Annotated in this window: 13 protein-coding genes; 8 read left to right on the plus strand and 5 right to left on the minus strand. The window is 61.3% G+C overall.

Annotated elements, in window-relative coordinates:
* The first annotated feature begins 67 nt into the window (after positions 1-67).
* Positions 68-2047 (plus strand): DUF3578 domain-containing protein, encoded by a 1980-nt coding sequence (locus ABE434_RS14615; protein WP_346479334.1) that lies wholly within the window; start codon positions 68-70, stop codon positions 2045-2047.
* The gene (locus ABE434_RS14620; protein ID WP_346479335.1) at positions 2037-3272 is read left to right on the plus strand and encodes a hypothetical protein; all 1236 of its coding nucleotides are present in this window, start codon (positions 2037-2039) and stop codon (positions 3270-3272) included. Before ABE434_RS14615 ends, ABE434_RS14620 begins: the two co-directional genes overlap by 11 nt.
* A 116-nt stretch (positions 3273-3388) precedes the next feature.
* Here the strand turns inward: ABE434_RS14620 and ABE434_RS14625 are convergent, their stop codons facing one another.
* From ABE434_RS14625 to ABE434_RS14640, 4 genes are all read right to left on the minus strand, one after another.
* Entirely contained in the window at positions 3389-3685 is a 297-nt protein-coding gene (locus ABE434_RS14625) for an NYN domain-containing protein (protein ID WP_346479336.1), read from the minus strand.
* Positions 3686-3801: 116 nt separating this feature from the next.
* A complete protein-coding gene (locus tag ABE434_RS14630; protein WP_346479337.1) occupies positions 3802-5121 on the minus strand; it encodes an XVIPCD domain-containing protein in 1320 nt (439 codons plus the stop codon).
* Positions 5122-5147: 26 nt separating this feature from the next.
* Complete coding sequence (locus ABE434_RS14635) at positions 5148-6014, minus strand: hypothetical protein (RefSeq protein WP_346479338.1); 867 nt, start codon at positions 6012-6014, stop codon at positions 5148-5150.
* Between the two features lie 100 nt (positions 6015-6114).
* A complete protein-coding gene (locus tag ABE434_RS14640) occupies positions 6115-6969 on the minus strand; it encodes a hypothetical protein (RefSeq protein ID WP_346479339.1) in 855 nt (284 codons plus the stop codon).
* A gap of 244 nt (positions 6970-7213) precedes the next feature.
* Between ABE434_RS14640 and ABE434_RS14645 the strand changes: the two genes are divergently transcribed.
* The 4 genes from ABE434_RS14645 to ABE434_RS14660 all read left to right on the plus strand — a co-directional run bounded on the left by ABE434_RS14645 (position 7214) and on the right by ABE434_RS14660 (position 12838).
* Complete coding sequence (locus tag ABE434_RS14645; protein ID WP_346479340.1) at positions 7214-7777, plus strand: hypothetical protein; 564 nt, start codon at positions 7214-7216, stop codon at positions 7775-7777.
* Positions 7778-8461: 684 nt separating this feature from the next.
* Positions 8462-8761, plus strand: coding sequence for a hypothetical protein (locus tag ABE434_RS14650; RefSeq protein WP_346479341.1), 300 nt, complete (start codon positions 8462-8464; stop codon positions 8759-8761).
* A 118-nt stretch (positions 8762-8879) separates the two neighbouring features.
* A complete protein-coding gene (locus tag ABE434_RS14655) occupies positions 8880-9227 on the plus strand; it encodes a hypothetical protein (RefSeq protein WP_346479342.1) in 348 nt (115 codons plus the stop codon).
* On the plus strand, positions 9224-12838 hold the full coding sequence (locus ABE434_RS14660) for a zeta toxin family protein (protein WP_346479343.1): 3615 nt from the start codon (positions 9224-9226) through the stop codon (positions 12836-12838). The genes ABE434_RS14655 and ABE434_RS14660 overlap by 4 nt, the downstream gene beginning before the upstream one ends.
* 30 nt (positions 12839-12868) lie before the next feature.
* On the opposite strand, the gene ABE434_RS14665 is transcribed toward ABE434_RS14660, so the two are convergent.
* Positions 12869-13084 carry a hypothetical protein gene (locus ABE434_RS14665; protein WP_319206545.1) on the minus strand — a complete coding sequence of 72 codons (216 nt, stop codon included), beginning with the start codon at positions 13082-13084 and terminating at the stop codon, positions 12869-12871.
* Positions 13085-13279: 195 nt separating this feature from the next.
* On the opposite strand from ABE434_RS14665, the gene ABE434_RS14670 reads away from it, so the two are divergent.
* The gene (locus ABE434_RS14670) at positions 13280-14425 is read left to right on the plus strand and encodes a YncE family protein (protein WP_346479344.1); all 1146 of its coding nucleotides are present in this window, start codon (positions 13280-13282) and stop codon (positions 14423-14425) included.
* A gap of 284 nt (positions 14426-14709) precedes the next feature.
* The gene (locus ABE434_RS14675) at positions 14710-14925 is read left to right on the plus strand and encodes a hypothetical protein (protein ID WP_346479345.1); all 216 of its coding nucleotides are present in this window, start codon (positions 14710-14712) and stop codon (positions 14923-14925) included.
* The last annotated feature ends 30 nt before the right edge of the window (positions 14926-14955 follow it).

Genomic DNA, 14955 nt, shown 5'->3' on the forward strand with positions numbered 1-14955 from the left:
AGACATCGGCTAGGAGCTTCATATGACAGATCACTTGCCAGGCCAAAGACCCCAGGACCTAAGGGGAATGCTTGGCACGATCCTGCGCACGTACCAGCAGGCGCGATCTGAAGTCAGATTTGGCGGAGAGAATGAAGTCTCAGCAGTCTTTCGGGAGCTAAGAGAGGCAGTTGAGCGTATTCCGCGTGTTGCTGGCAGCGAGCACCTAAAGGTGGTAGCGAGCTACGGCAAGGGCAACTGGGCAACAATCCCTTGGCTGTCAATCCTGGATCGACGAGAGACCACCACCACTCAGCGTGGCATCTATGTGGTCTACCTCTTCAGCGAAGCAGGGGACGGGGTCTACCTCACTCTCGCCCAAGGAGTCACCGAGCTCGAGTCACTTCATCGCAAGGAGGCCGTTAGGAAGCTCAATGACCGCGCAGATGGGGTGAGGGCTCTCATTCCCGGCCTTGCTGGAGCGGGCTTCGACTTCTCCGCGGGCATAGATCTCCGCTCCAAGGGCAGCAAGGCGCGTATGTATGAAGCGTCCACGATCGTGGCCAAGTACTACGGTGTGGATGAACTGCCCTCCGATGAATCGCTGATCGCCGATCTCGACGCTGCTCTGCGGGCTTACGGCGCAGTCGTCGATGCTCACAAGAGCCGGGTGGCGCCAGGGCTAGAAAGACGCGTTGCCCTCGTGGGGACATGGGGGACAATCTCTCGGGACTTTAGCTCTGTGCGAGAGAACATAGACAGCAATGGTGGATGGGCAAGCGGCTGGACATTCAGGCTCCGAGAGGGCGTTCGTGACGAGCTCTCCAGAGGTTTCACGCTTTACATCAATGACGGCAGGCGGCAGATCGTCGCCAGGGCGCGCGTGGGCGCGCTCCGCTGCGCGTCGTCTGCGGATGGAATGGCCAATCCATGGCCCGCGCTACCGGGGACTCACGACGAAGGAAATCGATTCAACGATAGCGCCAACGGCGCTTACAAGACGTGGTTCAAAGTCGAGGCCATCGAGTTCATCGACCCCTTCCCGGTAGAAGAACTGGAGCTGGTAGACGGGTTTTCTACATCTCTCAGCGTGGTGAATCAAAATGCATTCGGCTACGTGTACGAGAGACTAAAAGACTCATACCCCGGCGACGATGACGGCCAAGATGCCGCCGGCGCGGACGGATCGATCATTTCAGCCGAGTCCGAACCGGATCTGGACATGTCATGGTTGGCGGCTGAGACGCTCCTCACCGAAGAAGCACTCGGCAGCATGATCGATTGTCTGCGCGGGAGTCAGCCACAGCTGATTCTGGCGGGCCCACCCGGCACCAGTAAAACCTGGGTGGCCCAGAAGCTTGCAACCTACCTAACCAACGGTCGTAAGGGTGCGGTGCGACTGGTGCAGTTCCATCCCAGCTACACGTACGAGGCATTCATCGAAGGGTTGCGCCCAGTAGCAGGTCCTTCAGGCGTTTCGTTCGATGTGACGGCTGGCGTAGTGCTGCAGGTAGTGCGTGATATGCGCCAGGCGGGACATCTCAACGATCCAGACCATCCCTACGTCATCATCATGGATGAGGCAAATCGGGCAAATCTCCCTCGGGTGATGGGCGAGCTTCTGTATCTTCTTGAGTATCGGGATCAGGCAATTAGTCTCCAACTCTCCAAGGAGTTCAAGCTGCCTTCCAACCTGATGTTCATCGCAACGATGAACACCGCCGATCGCAGCATTCGCTCCATAGATGCGGCGATGCGGCGCCGTTTCGAGATTTTCGAGCTCGCACCGGATGCGGAAGTGCTGGAGCGCTACTTCAGCTCCATAGCTCTACCCTCAGCAGCCGTGATAGAAGGGCTGTCCAGGCTCAATGGGCATCTCGCAAGGGATCTGGACCGACACCACACCATCGGCCATTCCTTCTTCATGCGCAATGACATGTCCCCAAAAGTTCTACGGGAAGTCTGGATGCGAAAGCTGTTGCCCCTCATTGAGGAGTACTACTACGATCAGCCGGATGGCATGGGTTCCCTGAGCGTCAACCACTTGTGGCCTGACTATGCTGACTGAAGTGGTTCTCGAGGAAAATCGAGAATGCTCCGTTCGCTTATCAGATCAGCACGTTCAGGCGCTAGAGGAAATTGGTCGCCGGATGGCCGGCCGCCTAAACTGGTGGGGCTCAAAGTCCAAAACGAACACCGGCGGTAGCGACAACCTGGACGAACAAGCATCAGTGGTTAGCGTCGGGTATCGGCCTAATGGCACGCACCTAGTGAAGTTTAGGAACGTAGTGGGTGTAGTTCGCTTGGGCGACCTACAGCTCCAGGTTGTGCCCAAGATCCCGCTGAGCCACTTCTGCCACCTCCTGGGGCGGTCTGAGGTGGCGCCGAGAGTGGATGATTCGCCAACTCGCGTCGGCAGCTCGCGAGAGTTGCGGGAGCTGGTCTGTAGATGGCTGCTGGCGGAAGCCGAGCGCGTGCTAAGGCTTGGATTGCATAGGGACTACAGCGAGTACGAGGATGAGCTTTGTGAGGTGAGAGGCTCCGTACAGCCTGTGCCCACGGTGCTGGCGAACCTCTCTGGTCGAGTCGTGGTTCATTGCACCTATTCAGAGCTAGACGAAGACGCGGCGATCAATCGTCTGATGAAGGCGAGCTGTGCAGCGGTAGCTGCGGACCCGGCTATCGACTTGTCCCAGAGGCGGCACGCGCGCCGTCTCGTACTGGCGATGGGTCCTGTGGGTGTCCTACGTGAATCCGACTGGCGATTCCAAGCGACACGTCTGCATGCGCGCTACTCACGGGTACTGCCGCTTGCGAGGCTAGTTCTGGCGTCGCGAGGAGCATCCATGGAAGCGGGCAATGTCGCGGGGACCTGCTTCCTGATCCCAACGCCAGGCATAGTGGAAAGTGGATTGCGCAACATCCTCGCAAACGCGCTATCACCGATTGATGTGAGGAAGCGAGGGCTCCGGTTAACGGAGGGTGGGATCACGCTCAATCCAGATCTCGTTGTGGACGGAGGTCGCATCGTGGGGGACGTCAAGTACAAGTACTTCGGTGGCGACTGGGACCGTGCGAGCTTCAATCAGATCGTGGCATTCGCATCTGGCTTTGAGGCAGAGAGAGGCTTCATCGTGGGCTTCAGGCACAGGGAGGATGGATTGGTACCCTTGCCAGCCGCAATCGGCAAGATTCGGGTGAGGAAGTTTGCGTGGGTGGCGTCATCTGGGACAGACCCTGTGCTGAGCGAAGGCGTGCTCGCTGAAGAGGTCCGAACTTGGATCAGCGTGTAAGCCTACGAGTTGAGCCGCACCAAGTTGCTAGATCCGGCGCCGCAGGGACCAGAACGGGTCCATCCGAACCAAATCGTATTCCTAGCCATCCCGGCAAGGGCAAGCCCCGGAGGAGGTCAAAAATGTTGACGCCTTGGGAAGACGAACCCGATGACGCGCGCCCCAAGCGCAAACCCTACGTCGGATGTGTTCTTCTTCGAAGCGTACTGAAACTGAAGGCAGGGCGTAAATGCCTGCCGAACCAGCGTCTGTTCCCAGCTGTTGCCAAGCGTATTTCGATTTCCGTAACCCCGGCGGACCGTAACTCTTCCTGCCTGCGCGGCCATCAGCAGCGCGAAATCAACGATATCCGGCGACACGTTGTCGCAATCAATCATGACGGCGACAGCTGCTTCCTGTGACTGATGGGCCATTACCGTTCCTTGTCTGGGCAGGGGTGAGTCTGCGTAGCTTACTCAACCTGGAATTGCGGCCGGGCCACGGTTGGAGTCTGGCCTGGGCTGATGGACGCCCCCCCCCCCGAGCCGCATCACCCCATACGCATCGCTTGGCTCTGGGCTTCACGAACGCGGGCGTCCAGTTCCTGCTGCGTGGTCTGTGCCAACGCCTGGTGCTGCCGCTCCTGACCGGCGACGTCCAGCTGCCGCATGGACTGCTCCACCGGCGTCTGCACAGCGACATCGGTCGGCATTGAAGCGCGTCGATGCGCCGGGTCGGCCAGTTCGCCTTGGACAACAAAGACATTTCGGCCAGCAGGGCTATCGGCGGTGCCTTGGCTCAGCACTACATGGTCGGCGCGCTCAAGTCCGTTCTCCACGGCAAGCGCGGTAAGGCTGGCCGTCAGCCGTTCGCTGGTCTCGTCAAAGCTCCGCCCATGTTTGGCGTCGAGCGAGGCCACATGCCCGCGGATCTGCTGGTACAGCGGGTAGTGGGCGTCACCTGGGCGAAGCTCGGCCAAACGGGTTTCCGGCTGCTGCCCGGGCAGATCATTCAGCACCACCTTGGGCGTTTCGATCCGCTGCCGGTAGGAATCATCGGGATGAAACTGGGTCGCCTTTTGCTCGCGCTCCAGGCGGACCTCGCGCGTTTCGTTCAGTCCCTCGACCACCCGCGCATCGCGCTCCTGGATCGGGAGGCCACCTTCGGGGTGGTGGTGCCACGTGCCAGCCTTCTCGTCATACACGTGGTACGAACTGCGTATACCGATCACATTCGGATTGCTGGCAGGCAGGGCCTGATCAGCCATGGTGGCTTCATAGAAACCAAGCTTGGCCACGTAGGCGGTTGCTTGTCCCCAGGGCATGGCGGCGTAGGCATGGCCCACCGTGTTCGTTGCGCGGCTCAGGCCCCGGTTGTCGTTGTTGAGCATCTCCTGCCAGACCTTCTCGGCGGCGTCCTCGCTCACATTCTTGCGGGTGGCTTCCAGAAGGATGCGCGGGGTCCAGCAGTTCGGGTCAAGATGGTGCAGCTTGAAGGCCTCATCATGAGCCTGCTGTACATCGCGCCCAGGCAGGTTGAGCGCCCTGGCAGGTTCGCCCGCGCCCACCCATTCCTCACGGCGCTCCAGATCCTCCTTCAACAGCGTCTGCCCGAAGGCTTCCCACTCGCGCTCGGTCAGTAGGCGGTTGCGCAGGCCGGGGTTGCGATCATGCTGATCGCTTGCTTCCAGCTGGGCGTAGGCGTTGGCGACCTGCCCGGGAAGGTTATCGTTGCGAACCACGCCCAGCGCCAGCAGGCCGTAGCCATCATTACCTGGCTTCTGCGCCAGATAGTTCCAATAGAGCTCGCGGTTGCCTTGGTCGGCATACGCACGCAGGGTGTCGACATCCTTCTGATTCAATCCACTCACGCGGTGTTCCTCCTGAACGTCCCGGTTCACTCAACCTTGTACTGGGCCAGAACCTGGCGCGCGGCAGCTTCAATTTTCTTCCAATCCTTCAGAAAGATCCGAGGGTAGGAGAGGGATACAGACAGGCTGTTGTCGGTATCTACGAAATTGTGGGTGCAGCTGGAAACCACGGTTTTCTCGTTGATCACAAGCTGGTCTCCCTCCAGGGCCAACCCATCGTGGCCATCTTTGAGCTTGCTGCACTTGATGAACGTTTCCAGCTTGCCGCTGGCATCGCGGGCGATGTACCAGTCGTCCTCGAAATTCGGGTTGCGCTTGGCCGGCAATCCGATCTGCAGCTCGTAGGCCTTGGCAAACACCGCCATCTGCTCTTCATCAATGGCGTACGGCGTCAGCCCCAGCGTTTCGGGGCCCGGTCTGCGCAGATCCAGGCGACGGCGCGGGTCCTTCCTGTAAATCGAGCCTTCCTCGCTGGTGGCGTCGGTGCTGGTCTGGCGACCCAGCAACTCGGTGATGGGCACCTTGTCGATGTGGTCCACTGCCATCGAAATCGCTCGATGGTGATCAGCCATGGTGCGCGACGAGCGCGTTCCTGGCGGCGCAGCCTGCAGTTCGGGCCACATCAGCGTCAGCCCAACGCCGCCGCCAATGGCGGGGCCGATCTGGTCGTCGTAGAGATTTGCTGGGAAGGCATAGCGATGCGGGCCCAGCTTGGCTACTACCGGTGCCGTCGTATAGGTGTAGCCGTCAATCGTGCGGCTCTGGCCGGAATCTTCAGACATGGCAGCTTCTCTCTCTCCCTTTTCCGTGGGTGGAACCTTCGCACAGGCGCTGGCGCTGAGGGCGACGGCTAGCGCAACCGTCAGGCACCGCCCGGAGGACATCACGCTCATGGGGCCATTCCATTGCATTGAGTACGTTCAACTATAGGGATAGTGCTGGCATTCGGACAAGAACCGCATCCATCTGAGCCGGGCGGCTCAGCTTGCGGCATCAACGGAACTTGGTGCGGTTCAAGACATCACGTATGGCCTGCTCCATGGCCTTCCAGTCTCTGAGAAACACGCGGTTGTAGTTGAGGCTGATGGACAGACTGTTCTCAATGTCCACGATGTAGTGTGTGCAACCTGCAATTGTTCTACCTGGGGCATCAATGATGTCCTTGCCCTTGATCGCCAAGCCATCGCCCGAATGCTTCGGACTGTCGCATTTGATGAAACTGGAGAGCGCGCCACCCGGTCCGCGCGAGATGTACCAGTCGTCCTCGAACGCCGGGTTGCGCGGAAGAGGGCGGCTATATTTGGCTTCATACGTGCGTGCATAGTGATCCATCATTGATTCGTTGATGGCGTAGGGAGTCAGGCCTAGTCGCTCTGGCTGGGCAACCCGAAGATCCAGACGGTCGGCAGGATTACGCCGCTCCAGCCAGTCTTCCTCCGTGATCGCCTCGTTGGAGGAGAGCCGCTCCAACACGCTGTCGATCGGAACCCTGTCGACGTAGCTGACGAGCACGCGAATCTCCTTTCGGAAATCATTCGTACGGGGGTTGGCGCGCGCTCCCGGTGCCGTCGGTTTCATGTCCGGCCACTCGACGACCAAAGAGACACCCTCACCAGGCCACGGCGCAATCTGGCTGTCCAGATAGTTGGCCGGAATCTCGAATGTGTTCGGTCCCAACTTCACCTCTACCGGTGCATCGGTGTAGGTGTGCCCATTGATGGTTCGACCGGTCTCTGTTGCGGCCGGCGCTCCTTCCTGCTCCGTAGGCGGCGTTTGTCCAGAGGCACTGGCACTTAGCACGACTGCAAGTGCCACTGTGAGGCACCGGCCGGATGACATCACGCTCATGGGCCATTCCATTGCATTGGATTGGGCAACTATAGAGGAGGTGCCGGTGGGGCTCCAGCTGGTCTCGAGGCGTTGAATGCTCGTGAAGAATGCGCATGCAGAATTCAAAGAGGATGCGGTTCGAGAGATTGTCATGCCGCTGAGCTCAGGCGAACGGGTTCACAGAATGTGTCGCTTCTCAGATGGTACGGTCTGCAGCAAGCAACTGACATCGTTTGGCACCTCCACGCAAATGTAGAAGCGCATGAAAACAACAACAGCCGCATGCATCCTGTTTTTGATGGCCACTCGCTTGAGTGCGGCAGAGCCACCTGCGCCAACGCTGAACGCCGCCGTGGAGCGCATGACGTCAGCAGAGGCCGTCGACGAGGCAGAAGCAAGCCGGCGCATCGCTGAGAGAAGGGCGCTGGCGCCCGTGAACGCGGCGCTGGTGCAGGAGTTCGGCGACCGTTACGCAGGGCGCGTGATCACGCGGGATCCCCTGGGGATGACAGTGCGCCTGAAAGGCGCCGGCGCCGGCGCCGTGCCTGGCCGCATCGTGGCCACAGCGATGGGGCCTGTCCAGGTGCGGTTTGTGCCGGGGGCTCGGCATTCAAGCAAGGACCTGCAGCAGATCGTGGCGTCCAACCGATTGCGGTCCTACTTTCCCAACGCCGGCGGGATGGGCGTGAACGCTGCAGAGGGCCGCATCGACATTGGTGTTGTGGATCCAGACACCTTCAAGGCGTACCGCGCGCGCCAAGCCGAAGTGGAAAAGGCGCTGGGCGTCCACCTTCATTTCAAGCGCACTGCAGAGGTGCGGCTGTAGCGGCTCGGATCCGGGAGGCGTCAAGCAGGCGTGGTTCCGGGTCTTGTCATTGGCAGCAGGACGCAATGACCGCGCGCAGACCTCCCCGGCCTGCTACGCTCCCTGCGCCATAGCCCACGGCTCCGTCTTCAGCGCCAAGCTAAGCGTCCACTGACCGCCTTCCTCCAGATGTAGGCTCAGCAGGTCGTATGTCTTGACCATGTTCAACAATGCGGAGTGGCCATGGACCGTAGGATTGAATGCCGGGTCAGCGGGCTTCAGATACTGCTCCAGAGAGTTTAATGTCACCCGGCCATCCGGGCTGGACTCCGTGGCCCGGCGGCCCCATGGTCCGATGGGCCAGCGTGAGGTCCGGGAACATGGATCTCACTGAGTTCGCTGCTCTGGTGCCCTGGCCAAGGCCAAAGTCAGACTTTTCCGATAGTGCAGATAGGCCAGCCGTGGCAGCCTCTAGTGTGGCCGTAACACTGCAAGTCAATGATGACCTGGGCAATGACCTATGCAGATTCCAATGCTGCACGTGCACCTATGATGATGCAATGGCTGTTGGGGACGATCACTCCCGCTCAGTGGCCTGCAGTTCGGCCGGGCAGCGCCAGGAGGTAGTATTTGCAAGCCGCACGCCTAGATAGGACGCCAGTCATGCCAGTATCCTCGCCTCCTTTTCCCGCCCGACTTCGGGAGATGCTTAAGGACTATCCGGACCACATAGCCGACCTTCAAAGGCTGATAGCTTCCTTCGCTGACAAGCCAACGTCATGGTCGCGATATGAGGAGCTCATCTGGGCGTTCGAAGATAGCGCCAGCAGCTTTTTCCAGGATGCCGGCGCTGAGCTGAAGGTCGCGAAGGAGAGCGGGGATGTTGATCTCATCTCGAAGGCTGAAGAGAAAGAGAAGCAAATGGGCCGAATAGTCCTTCAGAGTCCCTGGGTAGGTGACGCGGAGTTCAGGGACTACTTCAGGTGTAAGGCACTTCTTGAATGAGCAGCATGGCTGAGCAGTTGAGCCGGGAGGAGTGGGTTGGCGACCCATGAATTCATGCGGATGAGCCCCAAGCTGGATAAGTGTTCCAAGATGACGACCACTGACTAGGACATACGACATGCCGCTTCCGCCACCTCCAGTTCCGAAAAAGCTATGTGAGCTGCTACAGAACTACCCGGCGCATATTGAACGCTTGAGATCAGCAATCGAAAAGGCTGCGTCAGATGGCGGTGCAAATGCGCCCCGGACTGAGTACATCGTATGGGTACTAGAGGACGTGCTGGAGTCGTTCATCAGTGAGGCAAAGAACGAACTTGCTGCCGCGCGCTCCGCAGGATGCGCAGACGACATAGCGAAGGCCGAGGCGAAGGAGATGCTGATGCGTCGCGCCGCGCCGAAGCAACAGTGGATTGGCGACAGCGGTCTGCTCGAGTTCTTTAAGAAGGACAAGGGACAAGCTGGATGAGTGCGGGTCAGGATCAGCTCGACAAGGACGAACACGCTCGAATCCTGTATGGCAGAGTGATCAGTGATTACGGCGTTGATACCGCTACGTCCCACGATAAGCCCAAAGCGATCATCCTAGGTGGACAGCCAGGTGCCGGTAAGGGTGGACTGACCATTGCCGCAGTCGCTGAGTTGGATGGTGATGTCGTAATAATTGATCCGGACGAGTTGCGTCGACACCATCCCAAGGTCGACCAGTTTCGCGATGAGAATCCGTACACTTGGTCAAGTCGCACACACGTCGATGCCAGTGCTTGGGCTGATGAGGCCTTTGATGCCTCGTCCGCAGCCAAGACGAATCTCATCTTGGACAAGACCCTCGGCAACGGCGAGCGGGCAGCAGATCTGATAAGGGGCCTGCAGAAAAAAGGCTACGAGGTCGAAGTTCGTGTAGTCGCCGCACATAAGCTGGAGAGCGAGCTGGGTGTGGACAGACGCTTCACGCAAAGCATGGATGCTGTCGGCCACGGTCGCTACGTACCGCAGGGGGCGCGCCATGCCATCTACGACAGCATTCCCCATAGCTTGGATATCCTGCAGGCAAGCACGGACGTCCCGATTTTCATCTATAACCGGGAAGGTGACCTTATCTATGACAGCCGCGTGGATCCACGCCCGGCAGGGCAGGCGCTTCAAGAGGAACGCACCAATCGGCTTCGCGATCCCGTCGTGACGCAGTACCTCCGTGCCACATGGGGCGATCAGGTGGATTGGCATGAGAAAGTGCCTGAGCGTGCTCATGAGATTCCTGCCATGAATGCTGCCAAGCACAGCCGGCTCTTGAGCGAGCACTCGGTGCAAGGCGTGGGCGAGAATGCGCGCGTCCAAGCACAGGTTGGCGCAAGCCTTGACGAGATCATTCGTTCCGGCGCCCCACCCGCCGTCGTCGTTCGTGAGCCACAAGCACCAGATCTGAAGCGGTTCGGATTGGGAATGGGCGCCACCGTCCTTGGCGCGGCCGCCAGCGCGTACGACGCCCATGAAACCGCCAAGCGCGCCGGCTCGCTGCTGAACGAGCAGAACCTGCCAGCAGCGCAGTCAGAGCTGACCCACTTCGCAGCCCGCGGCGTCGGCGGCTGGGCAGGCGGAACGCTGGCGGCAGGCCTGGTCGGCACCACTGGCGCCGCTCCGATGGCGTTGATCGCCGCCGATGCCTATCTGTTCTCAGCAGCCTTCGAAAAGGCCGCGACCCTGCGTGAAAACCATTCCATCTACAACCAGCAGGACAAGGCCGGAACGGATTGGAAGCAAAACGGACACGCCTGGGTTCGGGAGGCGTCGCTCGATCGAACGCAGGACGGGGTGGCCAACCCCATCAAGGAGGACGTAAGCGCCACCTACGAAAAGACGCGGGAACTGAACGCGCTGGCAAGTGCCCGTGCGGTAACACTCGAACTGGGCAAGGTGCCCGCTCCCCAGGATCCATTCAACGTCCCTGCTCGCCCCAGTGACCAGCGCGGCCTGGACAACGCAAACTGGCTGCGTGACGCGCAGACCGAGCAATGGGTGCGCCAGATCAAGACCGGCGTCTCGGGTGCGAACGACCGGGGCAGCTACACCCAGGAAGTGGCAAGCCCCGAGCGCGCGAAGGAACTGGACCAGGAAGCGGTCGCGCGCATCAAGGACAACATCGCCAATGGTCGCGAGGCCGTGGTGGCAGCCTACCTTGAGAACCACGCTGCGCTCCGCTCGCAGGACTATGTCGCCGTTCCACCAGCGGTGGAGTTCGCGAGGGCCAAGGCGGATGTGGCGCGTGGCTCAGACGACCGGCTCTACAGTCGGGATGCGGCGGGGCAGTGGACCCACGAGGGCGTTGCGGCGCAGGGAAACCGCGCCTTGGAGCTGGAGCTGACCCGAGCGATTCGCCAACCGTCGCTTGAGCAGTTCGACGCGTCGTTGTACGCAACGTTGGCGCGCCCGGCACCGACTGCCGCCGAGGTAGACCGGAACGAGGTACTTCACCGCTATCAGACTTACAACGTTCGCGTGCCCGAGGACTATTTGCCGGCCATCGAGCTGGCTACGCAACGTACACGTGAGGCGCAGGGAGTGACCGGCCGCACGATACAAGAGTTGCAGCCTGCCGAATCCGGCTTGTACAGCGCGGATAGCGCCATCGTGCATTATCAGGCCGGGCCGGACGGCGTAGCACAGCCTGTTGCCTTCACAAGTACTGAAGAGATTCAACGAGCTCACGCCGAACTTCAAGCGCAGGCGTTGGACCGCGCACCGCTGCCAGACACCCCCGAACTCCGCATCGACAGGCTCTCTCCTCGAGAACAGGAAGCGCATCAACAGGCCCTGCGCGAGGCGAACCGCCAAGGTGCCTCCACTGCCGAAGCTCAGCAAGCCGCCACTTTCGCGGCGATGGCTGCAGGTGGTGCGGACGTCGACGAGGCGCGAGCGCCCCAGCTTCCCGAGGATGTGGTCCAGGCCGTCCCGTCGCAGGCATTTGCCGCAGCGAGTGCAACAGCCGCGCCCGCGCAGATCGCAGCGGCTGCCATCACCGCCGCGCCTGCGCTCCCTGATCACGACGCACAGCCCAAGCAGCAGACCGAAGCGCCCCGGCCGCCCACGCAGGACGCTGCTGCCACGGCGGAGCAACAGCGAAGCAGGGAAGACACTGCCCGCAACGCTGAGCATGCAGACCAGTTGCACCGGGAAGACAATGCGCTGCATCGTCAACAACAACCCGCGCAGCAGGCGGCGGATTTCGTCTCTGTGCCAGAGCGATCAGAACGAACAGTGCTGCCGACAACTGAGGCGCCGGAGCGCGCGTCCGCGGCCGGCCAAGCGCAGGAAGCAGAGCTGCTGAAATCCCGAAACGAAGCCCCAACCCGCAACGAAAATGCCGAAGGCACCCGTCAGCTCCCGACGGCCACAAGCGAAGCGAGTGTCGAGCCTGAGACCGAAGGTCCGAGGCTTCACACAGCTGAAACCGCGGAGCTGCAGGCAGCCCGTTTCCACGCGGAGCCGTCTCCGACCGGTGCAGCGGAGCACGAACGGCTGGCGGCGCCCGAGAATGACCGCCCATCCGAGGACCTTGCCAACGCACAGGTGGCGCCAACGGAAGTGTCTCCACCACAGGGAGCCCTGACCGAAACGCCAGCACCACCCGACGAGGCAGTGCCCTGGACACCCGTCAACCCGCACCACCCGGACCATGCGCTCTACCAGCAGATCCGCAAGGAAGTCGCCAGGCTGGACGAGTCGCACGGACGCAGCTACGACCATACCAGCGAGCGCCTCACCGGCAGCCTGCTGGTGCTGGCCAAGAGCAACGGTCTGGACCGGGTGGACCACGTGGCGCTGAGCAGTCCCACGGCCCAGCAGCCCGGCGCGCATACCGTATTCGTCGTGCAGGGCGACATGGGCAACCCCGGCCACCTACGCGCGGGCATGCTGACCGAACAGGCGGTGAAGACCCCTTTTGAGGAATCGCTGGAGCAGTTTGACGTGGCCGCGCACGAGCAGGAACAGCGCAACCAGCAACTGAACCTCCAGCGGCAGCTTGAAGACGACAAAGTGCAGCATGACATGCAGATTGCGGCCGCCAGCGTAGGCGGCTAGCTCACCCACCTCCCGGCGCCGGCGCCTGGCTCAGCTGTTCAGCAGCAGCCCAACCGGCGGCCACACCACATGCGCGCGGTCCAGGTCGTAGTCGTTGCCGAACGCCAGCGCCGCCTCGCGCGGCTCCAGGTCGTAATAGCTCACCAGCAGGGCTTCGTCCATGCCCGCATCGCTGTGATTGATGGCGAACAGGCCCAGCATGGCCTCGTCGAATTCTTCCAGCCAGTCAGTGTCGATCTTGTTCATGAGGGATCCTCCAGAGCGGACGGCAGGATCTCCCAGCGCCGTCTCACCGTTTAGGACCGGGCCGAACCCGACACCCCTGGCCGCGCCTGTTAAGATGGCCGGCCAGCCAGCCTGTCCACGTCTTCCGATAGTGGCCGGCCGCTTCCAGCGGCCCGCGAGCCAGGACACCTCCCGTGCCCATCCAAGGAAGCTCGCATGCACCCTCGTTCCCTGTTCCGTTCGGCCGCCCTGGCCCTTGCCGTCAGCCTGACTCTCGGCACTCCGTCGGCCCTTGCTGCTGAGCCGACCACTGCCGCCGCAGCCGCCACCAAAGCCGCCGTCCAGCGCAAGGCCGTCGCCCAAGGCCTGTACGAGCTGGCCTTCAGCCCCAAGCAGAACGCCGTGTTCGTTGCCTCGTCGGGCGGCTTCGGTGATGCAGCCGGTCCGTCCCAGCTCCTGCGCCTGAACCCGGAAACCCTGGCCGTCGAAACCGCCATCCCACTGGAGCGCAAGGCGTTCGGCGTGGTGCTGGATGACGCCCACAACCGCCTGTACGTCGGTAACACTGTCGATACCTCGGTCACCGTGGTCGACACTGCCACGAACAAGTCCGTTGGCGTCGTGCAGTTGATGGAGAAGAAGGTCGGCAAGGACGGCAAGGCGTCCTACACCCACGATCTGCGCGAGCTGGTCGTCGATGGCGCCAGCAACCGTCTGTACGTCACCGGTCACTCGGGCGAGGGCAGCGTGCTGTTCGTAGTGGACACGCAGTCGCTGAAGGTCATCAACACCATTCCGGGCCTGGGCAATGCCAAGGCGCCGGGTCTGGCGCTGGATGCCAAGGCCAAGCGCGTGTACACCTCGAACCTGCTGGCCGAGCTGGTCACCGTCGGCACCGACAGCGGCAAGGTCGAGCATCGCTTCAAGGTCAGTGCGGAGCAACCGATGAACATCGCGCTGGATCCCGACGGCAAGCGCCTGTTCGTGACCGACCAAGGCTCGGAGATGATCCGCAAGTACCAGGCCAGCAGCTCGGGCTTTGAATCGAAGCACCCTGGCCAGCGTGTGCTGGTGCTGGACCGTACCACCGGCAAGGAACTGGCCAGTATCCCGACCGACGCCGGCCCGCTGGGCATCCTGCTGGATGCACCGCGCAAGCGCCTGTACGTGACCAACCGCGATGGTGGCACGGTGACCGCGTACAACAGCGACACCTACAAGCAGGTGGCGACGTATGCGGTGCCGACGCACCCTAACAGCCTGGCGCTGGATGCCAAGAAGAATGTGCTGTACGTGACCGTCAAGAACGGTGACAGCGAGCCGAAGGGAAGTGAAGAGTCTGTTGCCCGGATTGCGCTGTAACGCGCCGCCGTTGGAAAGGACCGGCCGCTTGGAGCGGCCGGTTTCTTACGCGTTGCATTGGATGGACTGTCCCCCGTAGGCCATGATGCGAGACTGGCGCAACGCCCTCGGCATCCGTACGCATGAACAGATCAAGGATGGCAGTTAGACCTATATCGACACACGAGGTGGACGTGGTCAGGCGCGCCTTACAGTCCGCGCCGGTGGAGGGCCTGAAGCTCACTTCACTGGAGGACCTGGAATCCCTCAACGTAGTAAGACGTTGTGCCTGCGGCTGTGCATCCGTGGACTTCAAGTTCCTCGGGGCGGGAGAAATCGCCGAGCTGCTTGCCGACGCGATCGGCGATACATCCAGCGGGGAGGAGGTGGGCGTTCTTGTCTTTGGCGTCAACGGCCGGATTATCGGCTTGGAGATCGTGGGGTACTCGGATTCTCCAGCGGACCTGCCCATTGCGTCGACTGTGCGTCGTTCGATTGAATCTGCCGACCAACGTCACTGAATCGCGACATCAGCGCTGTTTGAGACGCGT

It is taken from the genome of Stenotrophomonas sp. TWI1183, assembly GCF_039673115.1.
GTDB lineage: Bacteria > Pseudomonadota > Gammaproteobacteria > Xanthomonadales > Xanthomonadaceae > Stenotrophomonas > Stenotrophomonas maltophilia_AA.

What these genes read in the sequence shown, in the direction of transcription:
- ABE434_RS14615 (WP_346479334.1), top strand. Translation starts at nt 68, where the DNA reads ATGCTTGGCACGATCCTGCGCACGTACCAGCAGGCGCGATCTGAAGTC.
- ABE434_RS14620 (WP_346479335.1), top strand. Translation starts at nt 2,037, where the DNA reads ATGCTGACTGAAGTGGTTCTCGAGGAAAATCGAGAATGCTCCGTTCGC.
- ABE434_RS14625 (WP_346479336.1), bottom strand. Translation starts at nt 3,685, where the DNA reads ATGGCCCATCAGTCACAGGAAGCAGCTGTCGCCGTCATGATTGATTGC.
- ABE434_RS14635 (WP_346479338.1), bottom strand. Translation starts at nt 6,014, where the DNA reads ATGAGCGTGATGTCCTCCGGGCGGTGCCTGACGGTTGCGCTAGCCGTC.
- ABE434_RS14640 (WP_346479339.1), bottom strand. Translation starts at nt 6,969, where the DNA reads ATGAGCGTGATGTCATCCGGCCGGTGCCTCACAGTGGCACTTGCAGTC.
- ABE434_RS14645 (WP_346479340.1), top strand. Translation starts at nt 7,214, where the DNA reads ATGAAAACAACAACAGCCGCATGCATCCTGTTTTTGATGGCCACTCGC.
- ABE434_RS14650 (WP_346479341.1), top strand. Translation starts at nt 8,462, where the DNA reads ATGCTTAAGGACTATCCGGACCACATAGCCGACCTTCAAAGGCTGATA.
- ABE434_RS14655 (WP_346479342.1), top strand. Translation starts at nt 8,880, where the DNA reads ATGCCGCTTCCGCCACCTCCAGTTCCGAAAAAGCTATGTGAGCTGCTA.
- ABE434_RS14660 (WP_346479343.1), top strand. Translation starts at nt 9,224, where the DNA reads ATGAGTGCGGGTCAGGATCAGCTCGACAAGGACGAACACGCTCGAATC.
- ABE434_RS14665 (WP_319206545.1), bottom strand. Translation starts at nt 13,084, where the DNA reads ATGAACAAGATCGACACTGACTGGCTGGAAGAATTCGACGAGGCCATG.
- ABE434_RS14670 (WP_346479344.1), top strand. Translation starts at nt 13,280, where the DNA reads ATGCACCCTCGTTCCCTGTTCCGTTCGGCCGCCCTGGCCCTTGCCGTC.